The organism is Mesorhizobium sp. M0522, from assembly GCF_040321085.1.
Taxonomy (GTDB): Bacteria; Pseudomonadota; Alphaproteobacteria; order Rhizobiales; family Rhizobiaceae; genus Mesorhizobium.
In genome coordinates, this window is the sequence record NZ_JAMYQW010000062.1 from 1 (window position 1) to 20,991 (window position 20,991).

The 20,991-nt window shown below is 61.7% G+C and carries 19 protein-coding genes, 2 tRNA genes and 1 pseudogene; 11 read left to right on the top strand and 11 right to left on the bottom strand.

All coding sequences use genetic code 11. From position 1 onward, the window contains the following. Positions 1-143 precede the first annotated feature (143 nt). Together NKI58_RS33615 and NKI58_RS33620 are read left to right on the top strand one after the other, a co-directional pair. On the top strand, positions 144-509 hold the full coding sequence (locus NKI58_RS33615) for a hypothetical protein (protein ID WP_352854401.1): 366 nt from the start codon (positions 144-146) through the stop codon (positions 507-509). A 148-nt stretch (positions 510-657) separates the two neighbouring features. Continuing rightward, positions 658-1,461, top strand: coding sequence for a hypothetical protein (locus NKI58_RS33620; protein WP_352854403.1), 804 nt, complete (start codon positions 658-660; stop codon positions 1,459-1,461). On the opposite strand, the gene NKI58_RS33625 is transcribed toward NKI58_RS33620, so the two are convergent. Continuing rightward, complete coding sequence (locus NKI58_RS33625; RefSeq protein WP_352854405.1) at positions 1,458-2,357, bottom strand: O-methyltransferase; 900 nt, start codon at positions 2,355-2,357, stop codon at positions 1,458-1,460. The genes NKI58_RS33620 and NKI58_RS33625 overlap by 4 nt on opposite strands. A 202-nt stretch (positions 2,358-2,559) precedes the next feature. Between NKI58_RS33625 and NKI58_RS33630 the strand changes: the two genes are divergently transcribed. After that, positions 2,560-3,519 (top strand): hypothetical protein, encoded by a 960-nt coding sequence (locus tag NKI58_RS33630; protein WP_352854407.1) that lies wholly within the window; start codon positions 2,560-2,562, stop codon positions 3,517-3,519. A gap of 524 nt (positions 3,520-4,043) precedes the next feature. Here NKI58_RS33630 and NKI58_RS33635 read toward each other — a convergent pair. Continuing rightward, positions 4,044-4,151 (bottom strand): annotated as a pseudogene (locus tag NKI58_RS33635) (transcriptional regulator); the annotation flags it as partial. A 302-nt stretch (positions 4,152-4,453) separates the two neighbouring features. On the opposite strand from NKI58_RS33635, the gene NKI58_RS33640 reads away from it, so the two are divergent. The 4 genes from NKI58_RS33640 to NKI58_RS33655 all read left to right on the top strand — a co-directional run bounded on the left by NKI58_RS33640 (position 4,454) and on the right by NKI58_RS33655 (position 7,434). Then, on the top strand, positions 4,454-4,906 hold the full coding sequence (locus NKI58_RS33640) for a hypothetical protein (RefSeq protein ID WP_352854409.1): 453 nt from the start codon (positions 4,454-4,456) through the stop codon (positions 4,904-4,906). 261 nt (positions 4,907-5,167) lie between these two features. Beyond that, the gene (locus NKI58_RS33645; protein ID WP_352854411.1) at positions 5,168-5,938 is read left to right on the top strand and encodes a hypothetical protein; all 771 of its coding nucleotides are present in this window, start codon (positions 5,168-5,170) and stop codon (positions 5,936-5,938) included. 106 nt (positions 5,939-6,044) lie between these two features. Continuing rightward, positions 6,045-6,245, top strand: coding sequence for a hypothetical protein (locus NKI58_RS33650; protein WP_352854413.1), 201 nt, complete (start codon positions 6,045-6,047; stop codon positions 6,243-6,245). Beyond that, entirely contained in the window at positions 6,238-7,434 is a 1,197-nt protein-coding gene (locus NKI58_RS33655) for a site-specific integrase (RefSeq protein WP_352854415.1), read from the top strand. The genes NKI58_RS33650 and NKI58_RS33655 overlap by 8 nt, the downstream gene beginning before the upstream one ends. Positions 7,435-7,474: 40 nt before the next feature. Here NKI58_RS33655 and NKI58_RS33660 read toward each other — a convergent pair. Beyond that, a tRNA-Asp gene (locus NKI58_RS33660) sits at positions 7,475-7,551 on the bottom strand. Positions 7,552-7,768: 217 nt separating this feature from the next. On the opposite strand from NKI58_RS33660, the gene NKI58_RS33665 reads away from it, so the two are divergent. Both NKI58_RS33665 and NKI58_RS33670 read left to right on the top strand, forming a co-directional pair. Then, positions 7,769-7,844: transfer RNA gene (locus NKI58_RS33665), tRNA-Val, on the top strand. Between the two features lie 198 nt (positions 7,845-8,042). Further along, positions 8,043-8,369, top strand: coding sequence for a hypothetical protein (locus NKI58_RS33670; protein ID WP_352619169.1), 327 nt, complete (start codon positions 8,043-8,045; stop codon positions 8,367-8,369). A gap of 200 nt (positions 8,370-8,569) precedes the next feature. On the opposite strand, the gene NKI58_RS33675 is transcribed toward NKI58_RS33670, so the two are convergent. The 6 genes from NKI58_RS33675 to NKI58_RS33700 form a co-directional block, all read right to left on the bottom strand. Beyond that, a complete protein-coding gene (locus NKI58_RS33675) occupies positions 8,570-9,226 on the bottom strand; it encodes a GNAT family N-acetyltransferase (protein WP_352824302.1) in 657 nt (218 codons plus the stop codon). Further along, positions 9,223-9,993, bottom strand: coding sequence for an SDR family oxidoreductase (locus tag NKI58_RS33680; RefSeq protein ID WP_023674668.1), 771 nt, complete (start codon positions 9,991-9,993; stop codon positions 9,223-9,225). Before NKI58_RS33680 ends, NKI58_RS33675 begins: the two co-directional genes overlap by 4 nt. Next, positions 9,990-10,985: an ABC transporter permease gene (locus NKI58_RS33685; protein WP_023674669.1), complete on the bottom strand. Its 996-nt coding sequence runs from the start codon at positions 10,983-10,985 to the stop codon at positions 9,990-9,992. The genes NKI58_RS33680 and NKI58_RS33685 overlap by 4 nt, the downstream gene beginning before the upstream one ends. Before the next feature lie 163 nt (positions 10,986-11,148). Further along, positions 11,149-12,189: a sugar ABC transporter substrate-binding protein gene (locus NKI58_RS33690; protein WP_023674670.1), complete on the bottom strand. Its 1,041-nt coding sequence runs from the start codon at positions 12,187-12,189 to the stop codon at positions 11,149-11,151. Between the two features lie 39 nt (positions 12,190-12,228). After that, positions 12,229-12,993 carry an ATP-binding cassette domain-containing protein gene (locus tag NKI58_RS33695; protein WP_352622779.1) on the bottom strand — a complete coding sequence of 255 codons (765 nt, stop codon included), beginning with the start codon at positions 12,991-12,993 and terminating at the stop codon, positions 12,229-12,231. Further along, positions 12,990-14,156, bottom strand: a complete 1,167-nt coding sequence (locus NKI58_RS33700; protein WP_352571436.1) for an ROK family transcriptional regulator — start codon at positions 14,154-14,156, stop codon at positions 12,990-12,992. Before NKI58_RS33700 ends, NKI58_RS33695 begins: the two co-directional genes overlap by 4 nt. A 322-nt stretch (positions 14,157-14,478) precedes the next feature. Here NKI58_RS33700 and NKI58_RS33705 point away from each other — a divergent pair, with 322 nt between their 5' ends. Further along, positions 14,479-15,270 (top strand): alpha/beta fold hydrolase, encoded by a 792-nt coding sequence (locus NKI58_RS33705; RefSeq protein WP_023674672.1) that lies wholly within the window; start codon positions 14,479-14,481, stop codon positions 15,268-15,270. A 75-nt stretch (positions 15,271-15,345) separates the two neighbouring features. On the opposite strand, the gene NKI58_RS33710 is transcribed toward NKI58_RS33705, so the two are convergent. Both NKI58_RS33710 and NKI58_RS33715 read right to left on the bottom strand, forming a co-directional pair. Next, positions 15,346-16,626 carry a M23 family metallopeptidase gene (locus NKI58_RS33710; protein ID WP_352571435.1) on the bottom strand — a complete coding sequence of 427 codons (1,281 nt, stop codon included), beginning with the start codon at positions 16,624-16,626 and terminating at the stop codon, positions 15,346-15,348. A 138-nt stretch (positions 16,627-16,764) separates the two neighbouring features. Continuing rightward, positions 16,765-17,232 carry a peroxiredoxin gene (locus NKI58_RS33715; protein WP_352571434.1) on the bottom strand — a complete coding sequence of 156 codons (468 nt, stop codon included), beginning with the start codon at positions 17,230-17,232 and terminating at the stop codon, positions 16,765-16,767. Between the two features lie 96 nt (positions 17,233-17,328). Between NKI58_RS33715 and NKI58_RS33720 the strand changes: the two genes are divergently transcribed. After that, positions 17,329-20,703 carry a hypothetical protein gene (locus NKI58_RS33720; RefSeq protein ID WP_352724737.1) on the top strand — a complete coding sequence of 1,125 codons (3,375 nt, stop codon included), beginning with the start codon at positions 17,329-17,331 and terminating at the stop codon, positions 20,701-20,703. Positions 20,704-20,991: the final 288 nt, after the last annotated feature.

A 20,991-nucleotide genomic window follows, 5' to 3' on the forward strand; every position in this document is an offset into this window, starting at 1 on the left:
TACACTTACAAGCGCGTCGGCGGCGGCCTAAGCAACAGCGAGGCGATCAAGCTGCTGAAAGTATCGGCCTCCTGATAGGGATGCCAAGTGGCGGGCCTTGAAATTGGCCCGCCTTTTACCACCACCAGAAGGACCCGCCGGACATGGAAATTCCTGAACTTCACGACCGCGCTCTCGCGGCCGATCCACACGCTGAATACGACCGTTTAGCGCGCGCTATGGCAACACCGAAGCAACTCGACGACATCGAGGAGATGCCGAACCGCGTGACCTACCTCAGTCTCGACGATCTGATGACCGTTGCACTCGATGCCCGGCGCACATGCGACGAGGTGAAGGCGATCGCTATCGATGCAATCCAAGATGAGATTGAGACCGAGACGCAAGCGTTGCTGGTGCGCCGGTCAATGTTGGCGGAATATCTATGGCGCCGCACATGTCTGATCCTCGCCGACGAGTTCCAGCGCCGCCGCACGGGCGTGGCTCCCCGGGCGAAAAGATTGAACTAATGCGCAAACTGCCGTTCCGACTTCAAACACCGCTAGAGGAAGCTCTCTCCGAGGCCATGCATCCCAAGGCGCCGCCGGCCAACTCCGGCCTGATCGACGCGCCATGGATCGAGGAGATGCGCCCGAAACATGTCAGGAGCACATTCGCATGACCACTCGTATCCTTCATCTGAACAAGGACGCCGCCGCCCCGGCAGGTTTGCCGACAAACGAACGCTTTAGGCTCATACCCGCGGGCGGCATTCGGTTGGATGCCGACCATGTGACTATAGCCTCCGGCAGGGTCAACGAGTTCGTGAACGTGATCAACGGTCAGCTATACGGCGCGAACAGCAATCAGGACTACGCGGTTGTCGACAACGTTAATGGCGTCAACGTTGCCACGTTCGACAAGACCCTTGTTGTTGCGCCCACCGGCTACACCATGGGAACGGCCTTCGGCTTTGGTGGCCTTAACACAGGTCAATACACCTTCGCGGCCCTATGGAAGGTGACGGACGGTTTTCTTCCGGCAAAGCAACGCGAGTATATTGCGCAAGCCAGCCTTGGGACCACGTCCAATCGGGCTGCATTACGGGAAGACGCAAGCGGAGCCATGCAGGCCCGTGCTCTACGCGCCACAGGTGGCACGGTTACGATTGTGTCTATATTCTCGCCCGTTCGCATAGACGGATGGTGTGCTGCTGCCGGCGTCTTTGACTGGACCAACAATCTACTCACGATCCATGATCTGCTCGGCACGGAGTCTGTGTCGGCCGCGATATTGGGAACATCCGGGGCTGCGCCGGGTGACATCAGCGCCTATCGCCTCGGATACTTCGTGAACACCGAGGACAGTTGGTTCAATGGACATCTGGCCGACTATTTCCACCTGCCCTACGCGCCGACCAGGGGCGAGCTTCTGCCACTCAAGATGCACATGCAGGCGCGCGCTGCTGATCTGGCGGGCTAATTTCTCCACCCATGCGGGTTGCCGACCGCTTTGCCGACACCGGCTATCGTCCGTAGATCCCACTGGCGAGGCGGTCTGGCACCGTCCTTGCGGTGGATGCAGACACCGACAGTGCCGAAATCCATATTGTGAGAGAAGTACCGATCGCGGACCAATTCATTCCAGCCGTCACGCATGTCCTGAGACCAGGAGATGTCGTCGAACACTACGATTGCGCCATCGCTAAGTTTAGGCCGGATGCGCTGCCAGTAATGAATGGTTGCGATCTTCTCGTGGTGGCCATCAATAAAAAGGAAGTCGATCGGCTCGATGGTGGGGAGGATATCGTCCAGGGCGTCATCGAAAAGCGCATTGATCACAGTCGGGTTGCTGACGGTTAATGGCAGCACCGAGCGAGCGAGTTCAGCGAGGGCCGGAGAACCTTCAATTGTCCTAAGATGCCGGCAATGTGGTGAGGAACCGATATACGATCCGGAGATGCCGGCACACGTGCCCAATTCGAGAATGTTGGCAGACCGATGCTCGCGGGCAAGGAGATGCATGAACAGACCCCAACGCCTCGTCTTTCCGGTCCTCGCAACCTGCTCCATGCTGAACTGCATGATATCGCCGTGAGACGGGCGAAGGTCGACAGTGACTGTCGAGCCGGCCGACCCGGGTTTTGGTGAATATAGGATGTCCACCTTCTGGCTTCCGAATGAGGATATCCGGTTCCTCTCTGCCTCGATGCGATCTGCGATTTCTTCCGCCTTATCGTCGGCCCTACCGGAAACCAAGTAAGTGGCTGCTGGAAGAGCGTTTTGCGGGAATCCTTCGCCGGGCAGTTTTCGCAGTTGCGATCTGGCGGCGATCTTTCGGGCAGCGCGTACAAATGGCCGAACAGCACTCTTCAACATGAAAACCAGCCCCTCCTCCTCAGGCGTCGGGTGCCAGTCAAATATCAGGGCAATGTCAATAAGGCCAGTGCTCTATTTTGTGTTCGGCTTTTGCTGATTTGACCACTAAATGCGGTGTAAACCCAAGCCCAACTCCCAGACAATCAAAACCACCTCGCCAATATCAAGCGGCAGGCATGGCTTTTGGCGGTAGAAATCCGCGATGCGCAGCAGGATGACAGTTCAGTGGCAGGTCAGCTCCGCGCGCCGCGCGGGCTGTCTTCAAATGGGGAGCTATGGGGGGTTGAGTGTGAGGCAAGTTGAATTCTTAAGGAACCAAGGTTTTCGGGTCACGATCGATCACAAATCGATCGTAATTGTTGAGCTTGCCACAGGCTCGCGCCTGACCGTGAAGCAGCAGCGAAGCCATGCTGAGGCGTCTCTGCGTTACCTTTGGAGCATTCAAGGAATCGACGGCCTATCTTTCAAAGGATCCGACATCCTACGCGCGTCAGCGGTGTTGTCTGACAGCGCTGACGAGGCCTTCAAATATGTGCCAGACGACGCAATCGAATATTTGCGCAGTGGTTCGATTTTAGTGTCTTCATTGGAACGATACCGGCGGATAGAAAATCCTGAAGCTCGCGATCCGTATGAGGGCTTAGGGTTCGTGGCATTCAACGACAAGACCTCTTCGACGACGCTTGGCTTAGAAGGCGGCTACTCAAACTATGTGCTCTGTCTCGGAAGCAGAGCGCCTAAAAGCGAGCGGCGCCTAATGGGTAGTCGGTTTGGGCCCAATCTTGTGAAAATCAGCGGATTAGGTGAGTTCAGCCGGAAGCTGTCAGATTTGCTTGGCGCTGAGGATTTCCGTATCGCGGACGTCCACTATTCGGATCACAAGATGCTCTGCCTGGAACACACAGCCGCGAGTGAGATCCGGGCGGTGCTAAAAGAAAATTCATACGGGACTCTAAACGACGAGGTGCTATTGAAGGTCGCCGAACAATTCTTTCCCCTCCTTCGCGAGACCGCTGACGCCGTGACGACTTTCTGCAAGCCTAGGCGTTTTGGTCTTGAACACGAAAGGCGGGTTTGCTTTGCAATGCCGCGCGACGTGACCGAGCCCATCGCAATCGTCAAGAGCAAGGATCTGCTCTCCCACCTCAGCTTCGAGGTCTAGAAAACTCCGACAGAGCTGCCGCTGCAGGCCTGAAACCGCATTATGGCGTTGCTCAGCCGGCACAAGACCCTCGCCATTGACGAGCGATGGGAGCTGGGCGTGCGTCATCTATCGTTGCAAAGGCTTCACCATTCCTTGTCCAGTTGATTGCGGGCGCTGGTTAGCGGCGACGCGGACGGCGCTTGCTCAACGGCTTCGAACGCGCGCGCTGCTCGCCCGGCGCCTGCGGGGCGGCTGGTCGAAGCAGCTTCACGATATCGATACAGAGCCGAATGATGGCAATCGCTGTCCCAACGTCGAGCCAGCCCGAAATGCTGCGAAGCATCGGGGCAGTTCTCCAACAAATGGGGTGCATGAAAAAGGGGGCGCAAGCCCCCTTGTCGAACGTCAAACGAAGCATCGCCTCTTGGGGGCCGCGATTCGCCGACTCTGCATTTCTTGCATATTAACGCTGGACGGGCAACTTTTGGAATGTGGGCGCGCGCAAAGCTTCGCCTCCGTGTGTGGCGGAAAGAACTGGGGGTTTAGTCGTGCAGCCTCGCCGAGGCGCTCTTTCGGAGGCGCACGCCTGGCCCTTCGCCATTTTCGGCGACGAAGATAACGCCGGCCGCCTCGAGGGCGGCGGGCGCGGCCTCATTTCGCTCGTCGCTTCGCGGTAGGCTTCGCAGTCAACGCTTGCTCGAGAATCCGCCGAATGGCTTCCGGCCGGCCGGGCAGGTCCGCCTGGTCCCGCCGCCAATCATCAAGCCGCGCGATCATGTCGCTGCGAAGCCGAAGCGTCACGGCCAAACTATCAACGGCAGGTCGCCCGATTTTTGACTTTTTAACGTTAATTATTGACGCCATGCCTTTATGATGTCAGAAAGTAGCGAGCCGGGCAAGCGCGCGAACGCATGCCCGGCTCTAACCGAAACCGATCGTAAGGAGATCGATCATGGCTGTTTCCAGCAATAGCACCGCTTTGCCTAATGGCAAGAACCTATCCCGACGCTCAATCCTAGGCGGCCTTGCCATCGCAAGCGTCGGGGGTGTGGCGGCCGTCTCGGCGCAGCGCGATATGACCGCTCACGAGCGCTATGAGCACCATCTTGCCGAATTGAAGAAGGCCGCCGAAGAGATCGACCCTCGGATCGCACATTGGCACGGCTTCAGCTTTTTGGGGGACGAAAGCAGCGACGGTTGTGGCATGATGATCTCCGCATATTTCCGGACAGGGCGCTACGAGGGCGACGGCATCTATGAGACCGAACACAGCGGCCTCGTTAAGGTCACGCTTTTGGCTGATCGGCGGGACGGAAAGCGGATGTTCGCCTACAGCTGGCCGTCTGGCCGGGAGGAAATTCCCGAGGACCGGCTCGAGGCCTTCATTGTGCGGAAGGTTGTCTGACAACCTGAAAGACAGGCTCAAAAGTCTCATTTTTCGCCACCTGAGCAACTGCGGAATTTCCGCAAAAGTACCGTTCTTGCCGAGAAAACGGTACTTTTTGCGTTTCGAGGGTGCGCAAATTTTGCTGACCCTGAGGCCGTGCAGATTGCACCGTCCTGCACCGGCACGGGATATCCTACAGAGCAATACGCAGTGGTGTGTTGACGAATCTTGATTAATGCGCGATACACAGTGGGGACGGAAAATAGGTGTCTTTCGCGCATGTCTGCAAATTTGGCTGAACTCACAGACTGCATTGCATCGGCGCTCCATTTTCCGCTTCCAACCGCGAGGCTGATTTCTCGACTTGGCAGGGAACGGGAAATCCTAACGCACGGCGGGCGCGGTCGCAGCGTGCCAAAGGCCACGTCGGTGGATGCTGCAAACCTGCTGATTGCCTTTATGGTCTGCCCGACGCCGGCGCGAGCCACGGAATTCATGAAAGACTTCGGCGACCTTCGGTTGTCACCGTCATTCATGCATTTCGGCGATGACGCTGGGCCTACACTTAAGCGGACTTTTCAGCCGGGCCAGACGTTCAGGGATTCAATCGCCGCAGCCATCGATCTGCTTGGGTCATCAGAGTTCGCCGCCGAGTTTGACCTCAAGGCACATGTTGGTGACGAACGTCCCGGCGACGATCCAGACGTTACCCCTGTGATCGATATCAGCATCATCGATACCTACGTGCAGGGTGAATTGAACATCAACGGCAGCAATTTTCATTTCCTGCACCCAGCGCTGAACAGGACGCAGGCACAAGATCCGGCCGACGATGTTGGAGAAGCTCGGTCGGGGATCGCAGAGGCTGCGCTTGCCATAGATCATTACCGCAGTCCCATAAGGTCGGAGCGAACACTAGAGGTCGCTTCGTTACTGCCGATCGCAGAGCTGCTGCACGGCCGCAGCTTCGTTTCGCTTCTCAACGAACGCTTCGATCGCGAGCAGGCGGCTACGGTCAAGTCGGCGGAGCGAAGCCATGCGCCGGGCTGAAGCAACGCACTCAGGAACTGGTCTGGCTTCTCCATCGTGCAGCAGAATCCGTTTCCGGGTCGAGCCGCGCCTTGTGCCTGCGGAAAAGGCCGCTCGGCGCCTCCATTTGACCGCCAAGGAATTTGCCGAGCTGTTGCCGGCGCTAGTGCACGACGGTTTCCCGCAGGCGTGTCCGATCACCGGCAATTTCGACCTGATGGCAATCGACGCCTGGCAGGATCGTCGCTCCGGGCTTGCCGGCCCCGCCGCGCCGCCAGCGGCTGTGAGCGCCGACATCGTTAGGGCGAGGCTCGCCACCCTTGGCTAGGATCAAACTCAAGCACTACGTCATCCGCAAGGGCAAATATGGCTACTGGCTGCCGACCCCGAAGATGGTTGCGGCCGGCTTCCAGTGTGTTCCTTGCGGCGAAGACGGTCCGCGCGCCTGGGCGGTAGCCCAGCAATGGGAAGCTCGCTGGCAGGCCTTCCGGAAGGGCAGGGAAGCAACACCTAGGATCGGCAACTGGCCGAAAAATTCGATCGGGGACGCATTCGCGCGCTACCGCCGCACCGAGGCGTGGAAACGACTGGCGCCACGTACGCGCGAAGATTGGGAGCGGGGCTGGACCTACATCGAGCCATATTTTGCCGATCTGCCGCCGGCCGACATTTCCCTCGAGCTGCTGGATGAATGGTACGCGCGTCTGCTGCGCGCCAAGGGCGTCGACATCGCCTACCGAGCCATGAAGACCTGGCGGGCCCTGTACAACGTCATGGCCGGCATGAAGCTTTGCCAGCCGAAGGCGGATCCGTCGCTGGCAATCCGCCGGAAGACGCCAGTGCCGCGCCGCCAGACATGGACCGAGGGCGAAACGGTGCGTTTGGTTAAGGGCGCCTGGCGTGCCGGATACCGCGGGCTCGCCTGCATAATCGCGGTGGCGTGGGACACCAGCTTCTCGCCGGTCGATGCGCGCACGCTGACACCAGCGCAGGCGGTGCAGACGGCTAAGGAATGGGGCTTCCTGATCGAGCGTACGAAGAGCGGCGAACCGGCTTTCGGAACGCTCTCCGCGCGGACGCAGCGCCTGGTCCTGTCCTATATCGAATCGCTCGGCGTCACTCTACTCGACGATGCGCCGATCTTCCGCTCGCGCGGCTTCACGCCTGGCGTCAAGGGCGGCCGGCCTCGAGCCGGTGTGCCCTACACCAAGGATACACTGGTCGACGATTTCGCAGATGCGCGTCTGCTCGTCTTCGGGAAGGGCGAGAAGCGCAAGCTTATGGATATGCGCAGATCCGGTGCTGTTGAGGCCAACGCCGGAGGCGCTTCGGTCGAGACGATCGCGGCCAAGATGGGCAACTCGATTGACGAGAACAAGACCCTGCAGCGGACCTACATGCCAGTCAATCTCGCAGCCGTACGATCGGCCGACGAGCACCGCCGCCAAGGCCGCAAACTACTCGGCCAGGAACGCAACGAATACAAAAAGTTGAAACTCGGCGGAGACAAAAGTTGAAACCGCAAACCAAAAAAGAGGCCAAGCCTTTGAAAAGACTTGGCGCGAGTGACGGGGCTCGAACCCGCGACCTCCGGCGTGACAGGCCGGCACTCTAACCAACTGAGCTACACCCGCGCATGGACGAGCACGTGTCAGCCGTGTTCGTCATTGGGGCGGTGGATAAGGGGTAAGCCACCGGGTGTCAAGCGGACCCGGACAGCATAACGGCAAACAGCAGAAGGTTTTTTGACAAGCCGAACTTTGTTGCCGAAACCGGCTCCCGGCCAAGCCGCTCGCCGCTCATTTGGCCTTGCGAAGCCGGTCCTAACTGCTTAAAGGTCCGGCCCGGAGCGGGCGATTAGCTCAGTTGGTAGAGCGCTTCGTTTACACCGAAGATGTCGGCGGTTCGAGCCCGTCATCGCCCACCATTTTCCTCGATGTGTTCAGTTTGGGCTACACCGCTCAAGCTGATCGCCCAGGTGAGACGCATCCGATCACTGTGCTACTCGGACTTTGGTCTGATTCGAACTGTCTTTCCGCAGGGACTTAAGTCTGATCTGCTTGCCTCTCATGAGGGAAACGATTGCCGAAAGCTACAACTTGCAGTATCTCAATTGCGTATGGGCATGGGCGGGCGCGAAAATATTCCTGGATGGCTTACGAGTCATCTTCCGGACGATCCCGTGATCGCAGGAGATCTCGCGGATAAGATATCGAAGGAAGCTGAAAAAAACCGGCTTCCAGGCGAACGGGTTGTGAAGACAACCCGTAACGAAGAAGACACCTTCAAGAAAGAACAAGTCGAAGCTTATCCCGACGCCGCGGTTGCAGGAGTCTTTGCCAGCGGTTCATTCCTCGCCCTGTTGGTATTAGCCATTTATCTGCTTTATGTGCTCTCGATTGTGGCCGGGGGAACGGTCGCGGATGTTCCCCTGCCGCCCATACTGAACTAGTAGACGCTCCGCCAACACTTGAATTAGCCCCGCACCGTGTTGATGCTGGTGACTTTCGTGTCTGCGGTGGAGCACGCGACGAAGGTTTCGTTCCCGCGGCAAAGGTGTTCACGCGGGCAACTGGCTGCTGCAGAACGGCAGCATTGTACTTCCATAGACCTCCCGGTTCTTTGCAACTTGGGCGATTGGCTTGTCGCAGATCAGCCTGCAATCGCCGGAGCGTGAGCAATCCGTTTCGCCACATAAACACAACGCTTCGATGAATCAGCGTCCTGCACCACCTCAAATCCAATCGCCTTGTAGAACCTTAGCGCACCATCGTTCTCCGGCATGACTTCGAGGTGGATGCCGGTAGAGCCGCTCGCGGCAAGCCCCTGCTCGAGGAAGGCCATCGCGCGCCTGCCGATGCCTTTCCCGCGCGCTTGCGGCAACAGGTCGATATGGCCATGCGACGGATAGGCGGTCAGCGCAGGCGGAACAGCGAAATCGGGATGATGGACCCGATGCCGCGCCCAGTCGCTGCCGCGCCAGCGAGAGCTGTCGGGTCCCGGGTCTGCCACGCGCCGCTGAAGGTCGGGATACCAGTCTGATGCCAGGCTGGCATTGAAAGCGCCCGTATCGGCCGCGCCAAGCAGGTAGCCCGCCGCACCTGCGGGACTATCGATAATGAAGGCCAGCTCGGGTTCGAGCACCTGGTAGGGAATAGTGTAGAGGAGGCCGAGCAGTTCCGGGTCGTCCTCGCGGCCGCTGGCGTCCTTGCCGGCATCGCCGGTCTTGAGACAGATCATCGCAAGCGCTGCATGATCGGCGGTGGTCGCCCGGCGCAGGAAGAAACCGCCGCCGAAATCGAGGATCATGGCGGCAGCAGCCGGAAATCCTTGCCCTCGGGCAAAAGCTGCCCGCCGTCGACGATGATGGTCGTGCCCGTGATGTAGCTGGCATCGTCAGAGGCCAGGAACAGGAAGGCATTGGCCACATCGCGAGGGCTGCCGAGACGGCCGAGCGGGATGGCGTCTTCCATGTTCTTGATGAAGGCCGCACCGCGATGCTGCTCTATGCCTTCAGTGAGAATGTTGCCGGGCTCGACGCCGTTGACTGTAATGCCGTAGCCCGAGAATTCGAGCGCAGCCGAACGGATCAGTCCATTGATGCCGGCCTTGGTCGCTGAATAATGGCCGTGGCCGGGGCTGGTGACATGCGGGCCGGTGATCGAGGAGGTGAACAGCATGCGGCCAAAATGCTGTGCCTTCATTGGCACCAGTGCGGCGCGAGCAGCGATGAAGCTGCCGCGCAAGTTTACCGCCATGACCCGGTCCCAATCGTCGGGACTGGTGTTTTCCAGCAATTGCCAGGGATAGATTCCGGCATTCTGCACCATGATGTCGAGCCGGCCGTGACGGTCGAGCGCCAGTGCAACAGCAGCCTCGGCATCAGCCATCTGCGAGATGTCGGTGCGGATGAAGGCGGCGCCGAGCTCGTCCGCAGTCGCTTGCCCGGCCTCAGCCTCGGTATCGGCCAGGACAAGCGTCGCGCCCTCTTCGGCAAAGCGTTGTGCGATGCCCTTGCCGATCCCGCGCGCACTTCCAACGATCAGCGCGACCTTATCTTCCAGACGGCCGGTCATGCGAGCCTCTGGCGGATGGTTTGCTTGAACGCATCGAGCAGCACGGCGGCGAGCACCAGCAGGCCGTGGATCACCTGGGTGAAGTTGGCCGGCAGGCCCATCAAATTGATCGCCGTGTTGATGGCCGAGAGCAGCAGCACGCCGGCATAGACGCCGGGCAAGGTGCCGACGCCGCCCTTCAGGCTGACGCCGCCGATGACGACCGCGGCGAAGGCATTGAACAACAGGCCGACCCCGAGATTAGCTGTCGCGCCGGAGGTGCGGATCGCCAGCAGCCAGCCGGCAAGGCCGGCAATGGCGCCGGCGAGAACGAAGGCTATGACCAGGTTGCGGTTCACGCGGATGCCGGCGCGAAAGGTCGCCGTCTCGTTGCCGCCGATCATGATCAGGTGCCGGCCGAAGGGCGTCTTGGCCATGATCAGCGAGAACACCACGAAGCACGCAATGGCGATCCAGGCAGTCAGCGGCAGGCCACCCAGGCGCTGAATGGCGAACCAGCGGATTGCCGGCGTAAGGTCCTGCGCCGAGCGGCCGCCGGAGATAACCAGCACCAGGCCGCGCACCCAGATGTAAGATGCCAGGGTGATGATGAAAGCGCTCATCTTGACCCTGACCACCAGGTAGCCATTGAAGGCGCCGATGAGGCCGCCGACGGCAAGCGCGATGAGCAGCGAAACCGGAACCATCAGCCATTGCGGCTGCAACTGGATGCCAAGGCCGATGCCCGACGAGCAGAACAGGATGCCGACCGCCATGGCGCTGAGCGCCGCCACCGATTCGACCGACAGGTCCATATGGCCGGCGATGATGACCAGCGCCAAGCCGATCGACATGACGCCGAGCACGCTCGACGCCTCGATGATGTTGGCAAAAATGCCGAGCTGAAAATAGTTCGGGATGAGGATGGAAAAGACCACCAGCACGAAGACCAGCATGAACCAGACAAGATTGTCGAGGATGAACTCGAGGGTTTGGCGCGTGCGGGGGTTCATCTCAGGATCCGGTTGGCGCCGACCCCGAAAAACCACTCGGTTTTCGGACTATCAGGCGCGGTTGAAAATTGCTGCAGCATACCCGTGCGCGTCCGTTTGAACGCACCGGGGCTGCAGGGCTGGGCTCCGGGCCGGCAATGGCCCGGAGCTTCTGGCGAGTTTGCTATTCGACCGGCTTTATGGTTTCGGTCGGCGGCTTCATGTTGCCCCAGAAGGCAGGGTTATCGACATTTTCCTTGGTGATCGCAGCGCCGGGGATCTTGATGTTCGGCCCCCACGCTTCTTTGGTCAGGGTCGAGTTCAGGCCAAGCACATCATATTCGCCGGGCTTGATCTCCTGCTTGTTGACCACCTTGTCCATGAACATCGCGACCGCCGCGGCCTGGGCGTAGAGCGGCTGCTCGACTTCCACGTTGAGCCAGCCCTTGCGGATCAGGTCGAGGCCGACCGGAGCGCCGTTCGAGCTCATCAGCATGACGTCGCCCGGTTTCTTGCCGGCGGCCTCGAGCGAGGCGACGGCAGCGACCGAAAGATGCGCGGCGTGGCTGAAGATCAGGTCGATGTCGGGGTTGGCGAGCAGCTGGTCGTTCACGATGGTCCCGGCCGCATCCGCCGCCCATTGCATGGCCGGCAGCGAGATGATTTTGACGTCCGGGAACGCCTTCATCTTCTCCTCGAAACCCTTCTGGATGTCGAGCGTGTAGGGATCGCCCGGATCGCCGAGCACCTGCAGGATCTTGCCCTTCACCGAGCCGTTTTTCGCGGTCAGGAGCTTTTGCGCCTGATCGGCGGCGACGTAGCCGATCTCGACGGTTCCGGCCACCGAGGTGAAGTCGGACGGGGTCGAGGTGATCTGGCGGTCGAACTCGACCACCGGGATGCCGGCGGCACGGGCGGCCTCGATCGACGGTTTCAGCGCATTGAAATCGACGGCGGCAAGAATGATCGCCGCCGGCTTCAGCGCGATGACGTCGTTCATCTGCGATTGCTGAGCGTCGGTCTTGTTGTCGGCGTTCAACGTCTTCATCTCGTAGCCGACCTGCTTCAGGAACAATTCCAGCGCGCTCACCGAGCCGGTCTGGAACTCATCGAGCAATGTCGGCACCATGTAGTAGACGGTGCCCTTGGACTGGGCGAATGCCGGCGTGAGCGTGGCAAAGGCCAGTGCCAGGATACCGAAGACGGAAAGAAGTATTTTCTTCATGTCGTTCGCTCCTCTTGCGCCGGACCCCTCATTTGTCCCTCAGCTCGCCGGTCCGGCACCGGCGAGCGTCTCTCCGGTGATCATGTTGATCACCGCGTCGGGACTTGTTTTGTTGCGTGCGACGTCGCCCGCCACGACGCCTTGCCGGATCACCACGATCCGGTCGGCGACCTGGAAGGCCTGTTGCATGATATGGGTGATGATGACGACACCGATCCCCTGGCTCGCCACCTGGCGGATCATGTCGAGGCCGCGCCGCGTCTGTTGGACGCCAAGCGCTGCGAACGGCTCGTCGAGAAGCACCAGCTTGCCGCCAAAATGCACGAATCGGTTGAGCTCGATGGCCTGCCGCTGACCGCCGGAGAGGTGCTCGACATTGGTGCGAAGCGAGGGAATGCGGGTGCCGGCGCTGGCCAGCGCCTTTTGCACCACCTGCTCCATAGCGCGCTCGTCGAGCACCGGAATGCCGAGAACCTTCCTGGTGATCTCGCGGCCCATGAAGAAATTGGCGACCACGTCGACATTGGTGCAGAGCGACAGGTCCTGGTAGACCGTCTCGATCCCCGCGGCCTTGGCCTCGGCGGGGGACTTGGCGAGGAATTCCTTGCCTTCGAACAGCATGCGGCCGGAGGTCGGCTCCAGGCCGCCGGCAATGATCTTGACCAGCGTCGATTTGCCGGCGCCGTTGTCGCCCAGAAGCGCCACCACTTCGCCCTTGTCGATCGAAAAGCTGATGCCTTTCAGCGCTTCGATGGCGCCGTAATTCTTGGCTACGTTGTCGAGCACCAGCAGCGGTTCGCTCATGCTGCGATCCCCTTGTTATGCAAGAGATCTCGTCCGCGTTCGCGCTCGGCGGTGAAGATCTGGCCGAAGCGTGGCGAAAGCACTCCTGAGACGGCAAGCGCGGCGGCGCCGCGCAACACCGCATGCTGGCCGCCGCGCGCGACGCGGACGCGGGGGGTCGCGCGGTCGCTTCGCGCCGAGACCGAATTGGGCAGGTGCGCGGCCGCGCCGGCAAGCCTTTCGAGCAGGTCGGTGGAGGCAAGCCCGCCGAGGATGATGGTTTCGGGATCGAACAAGTTTTCGATGATGGTGACGGCGTTGCGGAAGATCGGCGCAATCTCGCTCACCCACTCGGCGTCGGCGATGTTGCGGCGCCGCAGCGCCTCGAGCGAGAGATACCGTTCGAGGCAGCCGCGATTGCCGCACGGGCAGGGCTCGCCGCCCGGCACCGCGGGAATGTGGCCGATTTCACCGGCGTTTCCCCAGGCGCCGCGCAATGCCGCCCCGTCATGCACCATGACGCCGCCGAGACCGACGCCGAAATAAAGATAGTAATACTCGGAATATGCCGTTCCGAGGCCGTAGAGGCGCTCGCCGATAGCAGCCGCCGCCATATCGGTTTCGAAAAAGGCCGGCAGTCCGGTCGAGGCGGCCAGCCGCTCGCGCAGCGCCACATCCTTCCAGCCGGTCATGGTGGTCGGCCCGACAAAGCTCATGGACTCCACGCCGAACGGTCCGGGCAGCGCCATGCCAATGCCGAGAACGCGGCCACCGGGCCGCAATGCCGTCAATTCGAGCACCATGGCGCCGATCAGCTCGAAAGCGTGGTCGGGCGTTGCATTTGGGGCTTCGCGGTAGGTGCTCTCGATAACATCGCCGCTTAGGTTGATCAGGGCGGCATTGATGCCCAGCGGGGTGACGTGGATGCCGACGGCATAGCCGCCTTCCGGATTGATGCGCAGCGTTGCCGGTGGCAGGCCGCGCCCCTTGGGCTCTTCGCGCAGCGACAACACGTAACCGTGCTCTTCCAGCTCGCGAACGATGGTAGACACCGTCTGCACGGTGAGCCCGACCCGCCTGGCAATGTCGCCGCGGGCGATCGGTCCGTGAAGGCGGATGGATTCGAGCACGATGCGCCGGTTATACGGCCGCCCGAACTCCTGATTGGTTCCCCGCAGTGCCATGCCTTGTGCCCTCGAGAGAGAGCAGAGGTTCGCACCGAATATTTATTCAGTCAAATGGAATTCAAAAATAATTCGCCTGTGGCCAAGGTCCTTCTAACGCCGGCGAATTCGCGCCCGCTGGCGGATGGGCCAACTCTGGCAATTTTCCAGTATGAAGCGCCACCGGCTGGACGGGAGCCAGGCATGACCTTGGCCGGCAATCCGATCAGCGCCCTGAAGCCCATTCGGAACCCGGCTGTGAGCCGGCCAGGGATCGGAGTTCGTTGCGCCTTTCCGTTGCAGGGAGCATACTTCCTCTCGCCGGTCTGCGGGAGGAGATGCGATGCCGAAGCTGACCCTCGACGGGATTGATCTCGGCTATGAGGTGCGGGGCGACGGGCCGCCGGTTCTGTTCGTCCACGGCAGCGTCACGAACGGCATGATGACATGGTCCGCCCAGCAACCGCTTGCGGAGCGCTGGAAGCTGGTTGTGATCGACCGGCCCGGATACGGATCAAGTTCCCCTGCCGAACGCGAGGATTTCGTCGTCGACGCCGGACTGGTCGCCGGATTCCTCGATCGGACGCATGACCTCTGGGACGAAAGCCGCGTCCATCTGGTCGGGCATTCCTATGGCGGCGTCATCTCTCTTCTTGCAGCAGCGATGCGCCCGCGAGCGATCCGTTCGCTCACGGTGATCGAGCCGCCGGCCTTTGACCTTGCGCGCGGGGATGTTGCCGTGAATGAACTCGTGACGCGCCTGAAGACCCACTGGCAAAGCGGACCCCGCGACGATCCCGCGCTTTTCTTGCGCCAGTTCCTCCATCTGGTCGGCTCGGCGATACAATTGCCAGACCCGCTGCCGCTCCCGCTCGCGCAAGGCGCGGCCATGCTCGTCGTCGAACGCGGGCCATGGGAGGCCGAAATTCCGCTTCGGCAACTTGCCGATGCGCCGTTCCCGAAACTGGTGGTATCCGGCGGGCACAGCGCAGCATTCGACGCCGTCTGCGACGTGCTCGAAAACGTGCTTGGTGCCGATCGTGCCGTGATCGCCGGCGCGGGGCACAGCGTTCAGCAGACCGGTGAGCCGTTCAACCGGCGGCTCGGCGCGTTCATGGCTGCTGCTGAGGGCTGAAAGCGATCTATCTTTGATATTGCGTGGCGGGCGGTTGGCCGCGCGCTAGGCTTCACGCCGAATGAATCGCCGGCTCTACAGATACCGCTCGACCTTCTTGCCGACGGTCAAAAACCGCAGCGGATCGATTGCCTCGCCGTTGTGGCGGACCTCGTAATGCAGATGCGGGCCGGTTGAGCGGCCGCTGTTGCCGGTCTTGCCGATGATGTCTCCGGCATCGAGCTTCTGTCCGACGGCGACGTCGATTTCGCTGAGATGCCCGTAACGCGTTACAAAACCGTTGCCGTGGTCGACCTCGATCATGCGGCCGTAGCCGCCGTTCCAGCCGGCCTTGACGACAACGCCGGCTGCCGTGACCTTGGCTGGCATACCGACCGGCGCCCTGAAATCCATGCCGGAATGCAAGGCGGCCGTGCCGAGGATGGGGTCGGTGCGCACGCCGAATGGGCTGGTAACGCTGCGGCCGGGGGCGGGGTTGGCGAGCGGCAGCCGGCGCGCTTCCTTTTTAAGATGATCCAGCGCGTCAAGAGCCTCGTCCAACTCCTTGACCTTGCTGTCGAAGACCAACGAGCTGTCGAGTGGTATCAGCGGGCCGCCAACGTCGCTCTTTTCGAATTCGCTATCGACGGGCAGGCCGGCGGCCTCGAGCGCCTGCGAGATCGCGTCGGCGCTTTTGTAGGCATTGTCGGCAAGTGTAGCGATGCGGGTGAGCTGCTGGCTCTCGATGGCCTTCAGCGAGTTGTTGATCGAAACGAAGAGCTTGTCTGCCCGGTCGGCCGCGCTTTCGCTCGGCAGCGGATCGGCGCGGGTCGACCACAGCGAGAACGGCCTGGTGTCGTCAACGCCCACAGGAGCGGCAAGGCTGGCGACAGTATACGCCGTCGGCTGGATACTCCCGGTCGCGTCGGCATGTTCGTCCGGCTTTGCCGCCGGCACGGGCGGCGTTGCGACCTCGTTTTCGGCTCGTTCGAGGATCGGGCCGAGGCGGCCGTGACGCAGGCTGAGCTGGCTCTGCCGTTCCAGCAGCTCGCTGACCTTGGTTTCCATCAGTTGCTGATCGAGTAGCTGGCGGCTGGTGATGCGGTCGACCTGGCTGCGCAGTGCCGAGATGCGGTCTTCGTAGGCCTGCTGCATGCGCGCCTGCCGCGCCGTCGTGGCACCGATCAGATCGTCGCGCAGCACCAGATAGGAGGTCGCCAGCAGGTAGCCAATGACGATCGCCGCCAGCGCCGAGCCGCAAAATGCCGCAAGCCACGGGCGTATGGTGAAATGCCTTATCTGGTCGCCCCGGGCGATGATGACCGTGTGGGGCTCTTTGCGTCTGCCGAAGACCGCTGACTGACTGGCTACGTTCACGGGACCAAGCTTTCGTTACGACACCAACGACGAGCCTGATTACACATTATTAGGGTTAACAAAGTTTTGCCGGATCGAACGACAGGCAAAGGTCTTCGGGCAAAACGGGTATCGAATTGCAGCGGCCTGGCGCAGCTCTCAAAGGGCGTGAACCGCCTCCAGCACTTCTTCGGCGTGCCCCTTGACGCGGACGTTGCGCCAGATCCTGGCGATGCGTCCGTCCCGGCCAATTAGGAACGTCGCCCGCTCGACGCCCATATAGGTGCGGCCGTAGAGCTTCTTTTCTACCCACAAATGGTAAGCCTCGATCACTTTGCGCTCTTCGTCGGCGACAAGGTCGACGCTCAGATCGTATTTCGCCTTGAATTTGTCGTGTTTCTTGACGCTGTCCGGCGAGAGCCCGATGACGACAGCGCCGGCCTTTTCGAACTCCGGCTTCAACTGCGAAAAGCCGATCGCCTCGTTGGTGCAGCCTGTGGTGTCGTCCTGTGGGTAGAAATAGAGTACGATGGGTTTTCCCAGCAATGCGGCGAGGCTGAGTGAACCGCCGCCGTCGCGCGGAAGATCGAACTGCGGCGCAACATCGCCCACGTCGAGGTCAGCCATATCGATGCCCTTGTTTGAGGTTACGCGCCAGGCTGCATCGATATAATGTCGAGCGGGGATTCGTCCACGATCGAATTCGTTTCAACGGAAGATTGCGTGGATCAGGAGCTACCGCAGCACGAGAAGATCAGGTTCAGGCGTGACGAGATCACCGACCTGGGAACCTTTCCGTCCGCGTGCCGCGTCCCGCCGCTCGGCCAGGCGTCGATCGGTCGCGGCGTCCGTATGATGGCGCGGCTGTTTGCCGGCCTTGTCGCCCTTGTGTTGCTGGCTGCCGCCGGCGTCTATGCGATCGGCGTGTCCGGCTTCGGCTCGGAGCGGCTTCGCGCGGAAGCCGAAACGGCAATCGAGAAATTGGCCGGCTTCGATGTCGACGTTGCCGTCGGGCCGGCACGGCTGACGCTTGACGGGTCGAGCTTCATTGCGCTGCAGGTCAGCGACGTCAGCCTCAAGACCGCCGACGGAAAACCAATGGCCGATGCAGGCCGGGTCCGCTTCGGCATCCGGCTGATCCCGTTGCTTTCGGGCGAGGTACGGCTGACCAGCGCCCGGATTTCCGACGCGCACATCGTCATGGCGGCAATGCCGTCCGGCGGCGACTGGACGGCCGAGCTGCGCAACCAGGACGGCCTCATCGATCCGGAAAAACTTTCCGCCGCCGTCTTCGCCAACCTCAACCGCGCGCTCGACGCGGTGCGCGAGGATTCGATGCGCCAGATCGATCTGCGCAACGTCGAACTGGCACTGCCCGAGACCGGATCCGTCAAGTCGGTCACCATCGCCGAGGCCTCCGTCTCGCAGTCGGGACCGGGAAGCATGGAGTTTTCATCCGACGCGGATGTCGACGGCAGGGCGCTTACCATCGCCGCTTCCGCCACCCGCGATCCGGCGACGCGACGCATCACCACGCTGGACGCCAGCATCCAGGCAGCGGATGCCGACACTGCGGCAGGTGGCAAATTGGGTGCGATCGCCTTGAAGCTGGCGGGGTCGGAAGGGACCGGCGACAACGGTTCGCGGCTGACCGCTGCCCTGTCACTGACCGGATCGGTGCTCGATCTCGGTTCGCGCGGCCTGCTTCCGGCCGACATCGATCTCGATGCAACACTCGTCGCCGGGTCGAACAAAATCCAGGTCGACAGTTTGCTGGTGAAAACCGGCCGCTCGACCTTCGATTTCGCCGGTTCGATCGGGCCGAAGCCGGCTACCGGCGCAGCGGGCGAGGAGCCATCCTATCGTTACGACCTGACCAGCGACGGTTCGACCCTGGCGCCTTCCGATTCGCCGGAGCCGGCACTCAGCTTCATTGCCCGTATCGCCGGCGTCTACCAGCCGACGAGCCAAAAGCTGGTCGCCGAGCAGATCGGCGTCCGGTCCGGACCGGGCAGCGAAGTGCTGGGCACGGCTTCGGTTTCATTCGTCGCCAACCAGGCGCCGGGCATATCGGTGGCGCTCAATGTCCACGACATGCCGGTCTCGCACGTCAAGCAATTATGGCCATGGTTTTCGGCGCGCAATGCCAGGCTGTGGGTGCTTAAGAACCTGTTCGGCGGCCGCGTCGTCGATGGCAGCCTGCAGTTCCAGGTCGTGCCCGGACGGCTCGGCAACGGCGTGCCGCTTTCCGCCGATGAAGTGTTCGGCCGATTCCAGGTCGAAGGATCGCGCTTCGACACGGCCGGCCGCATTCCGCCGATCCGCGATGCCGTTGGCGTCGTCGGCTTCCACGGCAATGACGTCGACGTCGCGCTGTCGTCGGGCAGCGTCTATATGCCGAGCGGCCGCACGGTGGCGGCGAGCAACGGCACGCTCACCGTCAAGGCGGCGAACCATCCGCCGGTGATCGGCGCGCTCGACATCGATGTCGCCGGCGAGGCGCCGGCAATCGCCGAGCTGGCATCCTTTGACCCGATCAACGCCATGCGCCATGTTGGCCTGCTGCCGGACGACCTGTCCGGCACGGTGACCGGCCACGTCAAGGCCGATATTCCCCTGCAGTCCGGTGTCGACTCTTCCAAACTCGATTGGCTGGTGGCGCTCGACTACAAGGACCTGTCGCTGGGCAAGCCGTTCGAGGGCCAGACGGTCAGCCATGCCGATGGCTCGATCACCGTCGCGCCCGACCGGGCGGTGATCTCGGCGAAGGCGCTGCTCAACGGCATTCCGGCCGAGCTCGACCTGATCGAGCCGCTCAGGGATGGCGGCCCGCCGCGCAGTCGTAAAGTGGCGCTGGTGCTCGACGACAAGACGCGCGCCACCGCCATGCCTGGCCTGTCGACGCTGCTTTCCGGAACCATCAAGGTGGCGATCGACAAGAGTGGCACCGGCAACCAGAACGTGTCGGCCGACCTGACCAATGCCAGGCTGGGCATTCCCTGGGCCGGCTGGAGCAAGGGCCCCGGCATTCCCGCCAAGGTCGTCTTCGCCATGGCGAAGACCGGCGACACCACGACGTTGTCCAATTTCGAACTCGACGGCAAGAGCTTCTCCATCGACGGCAGCGCCGTGCTGGTCAACGGCGCCTTGTCCTCGGCCCGGTTCAGCAAGGTCACGTTGAACAGGGGCGACGACGTCGCCGTCTCGGTGAAGCGGTCGGGCAAGGCCTATGCGGTCGAGGTCAGCGGCAGCGCGCTGGACGCACGCTCGCTGATCAAGCAATTCACGTCCGACGTCGACACCGCCACCAAGACCACTGGCGTCGATGCGATCTCGGTCAGCGCCGACGTCAGTTCCCTGACCGGCTTCCACGACGAGGTGCTGTCGAATTTGAAGCTCGACTACAGCGCCGCCGGCTCCCGGGTGAACGGGCTCAAGGTGAGCGCCACGGCAAGTTCGGGAGCCGCCATCACCATCAGCAACACGACCGGCGGCGGCCTGCGCACGCTCAACATGAAGTCGGCCGACGCCGGCGCCATACTGCGCTTCCTCAATATCTACGAGCATATGGAAGGCGGCTCGATAACGCTGGCGCTGACCGGGGCCGGCGACGGGCCGATGAAAGGCCAGGTCGACGCCAAGAACTTCTTTATCGTCAATGAGCCGAAGCTCGCCTCGATCGTGTCGACGACGCCGGCCGGCGACAACCGCAGCCTCAACGAAGCGGTCAAAGGCAATCTCGACACGTCGAGGGTGAAGTTCGAGCGCGGTTTCAGCGAAATCGACAAGGGCAGCGGCTATCTGAAGCTGCGCAACGGCGTGCTGCGCGGCTCGCGCATCGGCACCACCTTCCAGGGCACGCTCTACGACCAGAACAACAATATGGACATGACCGGCACGTTCATGCCGGCCTACGGCGTAAACCGCATCTTCGGCGAACTGCCGCTGATCGGCGCACTGCTCGGCAACGGCCGCGACCGCGGCCTGATCGGCGTCACCTACAGGCTCAAGGGCAACGCCAACAAGCCGAACCTGGAGGTCAATCCGCTATCGGTGATAGCGCCCGGGATTTTCCGGTCGATCTTCGAGTATCGCTGAGGTCAAAACCCAATTACCTCGAGCGACCGAGTTTTGATCTTAAGCGGCCGCTCGTCCGCCCCGCGAATTCACGCCCATGATCCAAAGGCGACTGACGTCCGCCCGGGCCTAAATGGCCGCTTTGCGCCTAATGTCGGCCGTTAAAGTTAGTTGTGCCACCGCCTTACAGCGGACATCACCGGCGACCGCGCTTGAGGGCGTAGTTGCGCCAGGGAACGAACCCGCTCGCGGGAGGGGCGCGGGGTTTGAGGCGTGAGCTTCGTTGGCAGCGTCGGTGAGGCTTTAATC